Raw genomic sequence first — 6245 nt, 5'->3', positions numbered from 1 at the left:
CGACCGCATGATCCCGATCTACAAGGTGGTCGACATGACGCTGACCGGCACGCGCTCGATCGAGCGCGAACTGGCGATGGTGAAGGTGCGCGGCATCGGCGAGCCCCGCATCGAGGCGATGCGGCTGGCGGATGCATTCCGTGCGAGGGTGATCGACGCCTCGACCGAGAGCCTGGTGTTCGAGATCACCGGCAACTCCGCCAAGATCAACCAGTTCGTCGACCTGATGCGGCCGCTCGGGCTGGTCGAGGTGTCGCGCACCGGCGTGGCTGCGATCGGTCGCGGGGCGGAGGGGATGTGAGGGTGGACGGGTGAAAACTAATGGATATACACCGTAAATCCCAAGGGGTCGGTCATGAAGGTCAAAGTCGCGAAGTGGGGAAATAGTCTTGGAGTAAGGTTGCCGAAATCGGCCGTCGACGTCGTCGGTGTGCGCGCAGGCACCGAACTTGAACTCACCGTCGAAGGCAGAGACATCCGGCTGCGCAGCATGGTCAAGACATCGGCGCAGTTGCTGGAAGAACTGCTCGACCAGATTGACCCGAATAACGTGCCGCCGATGCTGGACTGGGGACCTGACGTCGGCTCCGAGATCATCGACGATGCTTATTCGCGCGGCGAGATTGCGATGCCGCGAGCTCGGAGTCGGAAGAAGCCTCCAAAGCACCATCGCCATGGGAAGCCAAATGCGGCTTCCTGACGCAGGTGATATTGCGTGGGTCGAGTTGGATGATACCCGGGGCACAGAACAGTCAGGCCGACGGCCGGCACTCATCCTGACATCGCGAAGCTACCATGAAACCTCTCGCCGTACGATCATATGTCCAATTACTAGGAGGCTCGGGGATTGGCCGACCAACGTCGATTTGCCCGAGGGCCTAAAGACGGAGGGGACGGTCCTTGTCGACCAAATTCATTGGATCGATCGTCAGCAGTGCCTTTTTGATTTCATTGAGACAGTACCTCGCGAAGTCTTGACGGAAGTTCACGCAAAACTCGCCGCGTTGCTCGATATCAATTTTGACGGTGTCCCCGGATGATTATGCATAGATCTTGCGCATTGGCATGAAACCCGCCGACATCTTTCTCGCAACCCTCGTCGCCGTGATCTGGGGCCTTGCCTTCGTCGCGAGCCGGCTGGCGCTCGACGAACTGCCGCCGACGCTGATGACGACGATGCGTTTTGCCATCGCGGCGGTGCCGTGCCTGTTCGTGCGCAAGCCGGACGTGTCATGGCCATTGCTGATCGCCATCAGCGCAACGCTGTTTCTCGGCCAGTTCCTGGCGCAGGCTTTTGGTATCGCGCATGGCGTGCCGGTGGGCCTCGCCAGCGTCATCGTACAGAGCCAGGCATTGTTCACGATCGCGTTCGCGGTGATCGCGTTCGGCGAGGTGCCGACGCGCATGCAAACCGTCGGAATCGCAGTCGCCGCGGTCGGCCTGCTGATGATTTGTGGCACCGTCGGCTACGATTTCAGCGTCGGCGCCTTCGCCGTGCTGATGATTTGTCCGGTCTCTTTCGCGGTCGGCAACCTGCTGCTGCGGCGGGCGCGCGATGTGCCGATGTTCGACCTGTTCGCCTGGCTATGCCTGGCGTCGGCGGTGCCGCTGCTGGCCCTGACGCTGATCGTGGACGGACCGCAGCCGGCGCGGCATGCGCTCCTCAACATGTCGCCGACCGGCGTCATCAGCATCCTTGTCATCGGCGCGGTCTCGACCAGCGTCGCCTACTGGCTGTGGGGCCGGCTGCTGCGCGACCATACCGCGGCGCAGGTGGTGCCGTTCGCGCTGCTGGTGCCGTTCGTGGGCGCGGCGGCCTCCAGCATGGTGTTCGGCGAGCGGTTCGGGCCGCTGCGGCTGGCCGGCATGATCGTGGTGATCGTCGGCATCGCCATCATGCTGCTGTCGGGCCGTTCGCGGTCCGTGCCGAAAATCGCCTGAGCGGCGCGTATGCGTTCCGCGCACGCAGAAAATCACCTTCCGGCCTTGTCTGGGAGGGCTAGCCGCCCTAGAAACCGGCGGCAATTCGAGATCAGGCGGGCCGGGAAGCGGCCGCCATAGCAGAGGAACGAGCAATGCGGGTTTATTACGATCGCGACGCGGACATCAACCTGATCAAGGGCAAGAAGGTCTGCATCGTCGGCTATGGCAGCCAGGGTCACGCGCACGCGCTGAACCTGAAGGATTCCGGCGTCAAGGACGTCGCGATCGCGCTGCGCAAGGGCTCGGCCTCGGCCAAGAAGGCGGAAACCGCGGGCTTCAAGGTGATGGAAGTCGCCGAGGCCGCCAAATGGGCGGACCTCGTCATGATGCTGACGCCCGATGAGCTGCAGGGCGATATCTATCGCGATCACCTGCACGACAACATGAAAAAGGGCGCGGCGCTGGTGTTCGCGCACGGCCTCAACGTGCACTTCAACCTGCTCGATCCCAGGCCCGATCTTGACGTGCTGATGATTGCGCCGAAGGGCCCCGGCCACACCGTGCGCTCGGAGTATCAGCGCGGCGGCGGCGTGCCCTGCCTGATCGCTATCCACAAGGACCCGTCCGGCAATGCCCATGACCTCGGCCTCAGCTACGCCTCCGCGATCGGGGGCGGACGCGCGGGCATCATCGAGACCTCGTTCAAGGAGGAATGCGAGACCGACCTGTTCGGCGAGCAGGTAGTGCTGTGCGGCGGCCTGGTCGAACTGATCAAAGGCGGCTTCGAGACCTTGGTGGAAGCCGGCTACGCGCCGGAGATGGCCTATTTCGAGTGCCTGCACGAAGTAAAACTGATCGTCGATTTGATCTATGAAGGCGGCATCGCCAACATGAATTATTCGATCTCCAACACCGCCGAATACGGCGAATACATCACCGGCCCGCGCATCGTCACCGCCGAGACCAGGGCGGAGATGAAGCGCGTATTGAACGACATCCAGTCTGGCAAGTTCGCCCGCGATTGGATGCTGGAGAACAAGGTCAACCAGACCTCGTTCAAGGCCACCCGCGCCAAACTCGCCGCGCACCCGATCGAGGAAGTCGGCGTCAAGCTCCGCGACATGATGCCCTGGATCAAGAAGGGCGCGCTGGTCGACAAGACGAAGAATTGAGGCGGCTTCAACACAGTTCGCCGTCATCCTGAGGTGCTCGCCGTTCTTCACGGCGAGCCCCGAAGGATGGCCGCGCACACCGGTGCATGCGGCCATCCCTCGAGGCTCGCCCAAGACGGCGAGCACCTCAGGATGACGGCGTCGAGTGCGCGCGCTTAGGTCGATTCAACGCTCGCGCATTTCGCACCGTAGAATTTGCTGCGCCGCACTGCACACACCTTAGCGACAAATCGCCTCTGACAATCGCAGTTCCAGCACCCGGCCGCCGCTTCCGGGAATCCCTGCCGGCTGCTATCGTCCGGCCAATAACAGAAAAACACTTCGAGGAAATCGCCCGCCAAAAAGCCGTCACGCCTGGACCAGCCCTGCAGGAGGAGACTCTATGAAGCGCGCCGCTATTGATTTGCTCAAGACGCTTGGAATTTCCGCAACGATCCTTGCCGCAGCCTCCGCGCCGGCGTTCGCGCAGAAAAAATACAGTCCCGGCGTCACCGACACCGAAATCAAGATCGGCAACATCATGCCGTATAGCGGGCCGGCCTCGGCCTACGGCATCATCGGCAAGACCATGAGCGCCTATTTCAAGATGATCAACGACACCGGCGGCATCAACGGCCGCAAGGTCAACTTCATCTCCTACGACGACGCCTATTCGCCACCCAAGACTGTCGAACAGGCGCGAAAACTGGTCGAGAGCGACGAGGTGTTTTTGATTTTTGCGCCGCTCGGCACCGCGCCTAACGCGGCGATCCAGAAATACATGAACACCATGAAGGTGCCGCAGCTGTTCGTCGCCACCGGCGCGTCGCGCTGGGGCGACCCCGAGCATTTTCCGTGGACCATCGGCTGGCAGCCGAATTATCGCGCCGAGGCGCGCATTTATGCCACCTACATCCTGCAGCATCATCCGAATGCGAAGATCGGCGTGATTTATCAGAATGACGATTTTGGAAAAGACTACGTGCTCGGCCTGAAGGACGTGCTGCGCGAAAAATATGACAAGATGGTCGTCGCCAGCATCCCCTATGAAACCAGCATGCCGACCGTGGACTCCCAGGTCGTCGCCATCAAGACCGCGAACCCGGATATCTTCATCAATATCGGCACGCCGAAATTTGCCGCCCAGGCGATCAAGAAGGTGGCCGAACTCGACTGGCATCCGATCCACATCATGACCAACGTGTCGGCGTCGGTCGGCGCAGTGCTCGGCCCGGCCGGCCTCAACAACTCCAAGGGAATTTTGAGCGCCGGCTATCAGATGGACGTCACCGATCCGCAATGGGACAGCCATCCGGGAATGCAGAAGTTCCGCGCCTTCATGGCGAAGTATTATCCGGAGGCCGACAAGTCGGAGAGCGGACCGCTCACGGGGTATAATACCTCGATCGCATTGGTCGAGGTTCTGAAACGCTGCGGTGACAATCTTACGCGCGAGAACGTCATGAAGGTGGTCGCCAATATGGATTTCGAGATCAACACCTACATCCCGGGAATCCGCATCAAGACCTCGCCGACCGATTTCTACCCGATCGAACAGGTTCAGATGATGAAGTTCACCGGCGAGAAATGGCAGCTGTTCGGCCCGATCATCGACGGCCACGCCGAATAGGGAATCTGTCGCCGCGCCGGCGGGAGGGCGTGAGCCAGCTGTCGCAGCTCGCCGATTTGTTTTAACGTTTAGATGGAGACGTCATCCTGAGGTGCTCGCCGCTCTTCGCGGCGAGCCTCGAAGGATGGAATAAGGTGCCTGCGGCTATCCTTCGAGGCGCGCAAGAAGCGCGCACCTCAGGATGACGCTGGTGTGTGCGGCTTAGAGAGAACCATCATGCAATCCGTCGTCATCACCGGGACATCGACCGGCATCGGCTGGGGCACGGCCAAGGTGCTGCTCGAGCGCGGGTTTCGCGTGTTCGGCAGCGTGCGCAAACAGGCCGACGCCGATCGGCTGAAAGCCGAGTTCGGCGCCAACTTCACCCCGCTGCTGTTCGACGTCACCGACGAGGCGCAGGTGCTGGCGGCGGCGCGCGAGGTCCGCGCCGAGCTGGAAGGCGCAACCCTGGCCGGCCTCGTCAACAATGCCGGCATCGCGGTGGCAGGTCCCGTGCTGGATCTTTCGGCCGACGAATTCCGCCGCCAGATGGACGTCAACGTCATCGGCCCGATCATCACGACGCAGGCGTTCGGTCCGCTGCTCGGTGCCGACCCATCGCTGCACGGGCCGAAGGGGCGAATCGTCATGATCAGCTCGGTGGCGGGGAAAAACGGCAATCCGCTGATGTCGGCCTATTCGGCCTCCAAGCACGCGGTGGAAGGCCTCTCGGAAAGCCTGCGCCGCGAAATGATGCTGTTCGGCATCGACGTCATTATCATCGCGCCGGGCGCGGTGAAGACCCCGATCTGGGCCAAGGCCGAGGAGGTGGATATTTCGCCCTACAGGAACTCGCCGTTTTTTCCGGCGCTGCAGCGAATCCGCAAGTTCATGCTGCAGCTCGGCGACAGCGGATTGCCTGTCGAAAAGATCGGGGAATTGGTTCACCTGGCCTTGACCACTCCGAACCCGCGCGTGCGCTACCAGATCGCGCCAGACCAGATGCGGCATCTGATGACGGCGATCCTGCCGAAGCGCATGGTCGACCGCATCATCGCCAAGCGGCTGGGGTTGCTGCCCAAGGGATGAGCAGCGGTCGCGACCGCCCTATGGTTCTTCCGTCATGCCCGGCCTTGTGCCGGGCATCAACGTCCTTGGTGAGTCGCGAAGAAGCAAGACGTGGATGGCCGGGCCTTCGCCTCGCCGAAGGGGCTTCGGCCCCGCAGGCGGGACACGCCCGGCCATGACGAGAAGTCGTAGGAATGCATTCACGAATAGTTGATTGTTTTTTGTTATTGACAATATTCCGTTACAACTTATAACCCTAGTCATCCCATCCTACCTTGAGGGAGCGTTACCTGGGACGCTTTGCAACGTGGGGGTGGGAGCGGCGCCTGAGGGCGGGGGGCTAACGTGGCTCACGTTCGCGGGAGTACTTGGGTATCCGTCCGGCCCCACTCTCGGGGTCTGCCACCGAAGCTGGCTGGACGGGGACAGGCAGCGGCGCGAAATCGCCGTGCGCCAAGTCCCCGGAAGCGCGGACCAGGGCTACTACGCCGTGA

General features: G+C 61.8%; 7 protein-coding genes. All 7 read left to right on the top strand.

Annotated elements, in window-relative coordinates:
- Positions 1–301 (top strand): acetolactate synthase small subunit (ilvN, locus tag VGP39_RS26020; protein WP_327570963.1); only part of this gene is annotated, 301 nt, incomplete at its 5' end.
- Between the two features lie 54 nt (positions 302–355).
- Positions 356–700 (top strand): AbrB/MazE/SpoVT family DNA-binding domain-containing protein, encoded by a 345-nt coding sequence (locus VGP39_RS26015; RefSeq protein WP_327570962.1) that lies wholly within the window; start codon positions 356–358, stop codon positions 698–700.
- Complete coding sequence (locus VGP39_RS26010; RefSeq protein ID WP_327570961.1) at positions 603–1040, top strand: type II toxin-antitoxin system PemK/MazF family toxin; 438 nt, start codon at positions 603–605, stop codon at positions 1038–1040. The genes VGP39_RS26015 and VGP39_RS26010 overlap by 98 nt, the downstream gene beginning before the upstream one ends.
- A gap of 25 nt (positions 1041–1065) precedes the next feature.
- Positions 1066–1941 carry an EamA family transporter gene (locus VGP39_RS26005; RefSeq protein ID WP_327570960.1) on the top strand — a complete coding sequence of 292 codons (876 nt, stop codon included), beginning with the start codon at positions 1066–1068 and terminating at the stop codon, positions 1939–1941.
- Positions 1942–2075: 134 nt separating this feature from the next.
- On the top strand, positions 2076–3095 hold the full coding sequence (ilvC, locus tag VGP39_RS26000; RefSeq protein ID WP_327570959.1) for a ketol-acid reductoisomerase: 1020 nt from the start codon (positions 2076–2078) through the stop codon (positions 3093–3095).
- Between the two features lie 382 nt (positions 3096–3477).
- On the top strand, positions 3478–4704 hold the full coding sequence (locus tag VGP39_RS25995; protein WP_327570958.1) for an ABC transporter substrate-binding protein: 1227 nt from the start codon (positions 3478–3480) through the stop codon (positions 4702–4704).
- 216 nt (positions 4705–4920) lie between these two features.
- Positions 4921–5772, top strand: a complete 852-nt coding sequence (locus tag VGP39_RS25990) for an SDR family oxidoreductase (RefSeq protein WP_327570957.1) — start codon at positions 4921–4923, stop codon at positions 5770–5772.
- Positions 5773–6245 lie beyond the last annotated feature (473 nt).

The organism is Bradyrhizobium sp., from assembly GCF_036009065.1.
Classification (GTDB): Bacteria; Pseudomonadota; Alphaproteobacteria; order Rhizobiales; family Xanthobacteraceae; genus Bradyrhizobium.
This window is presented reverse-complemented; position numbering and strand designations above follow the sequence as displayed.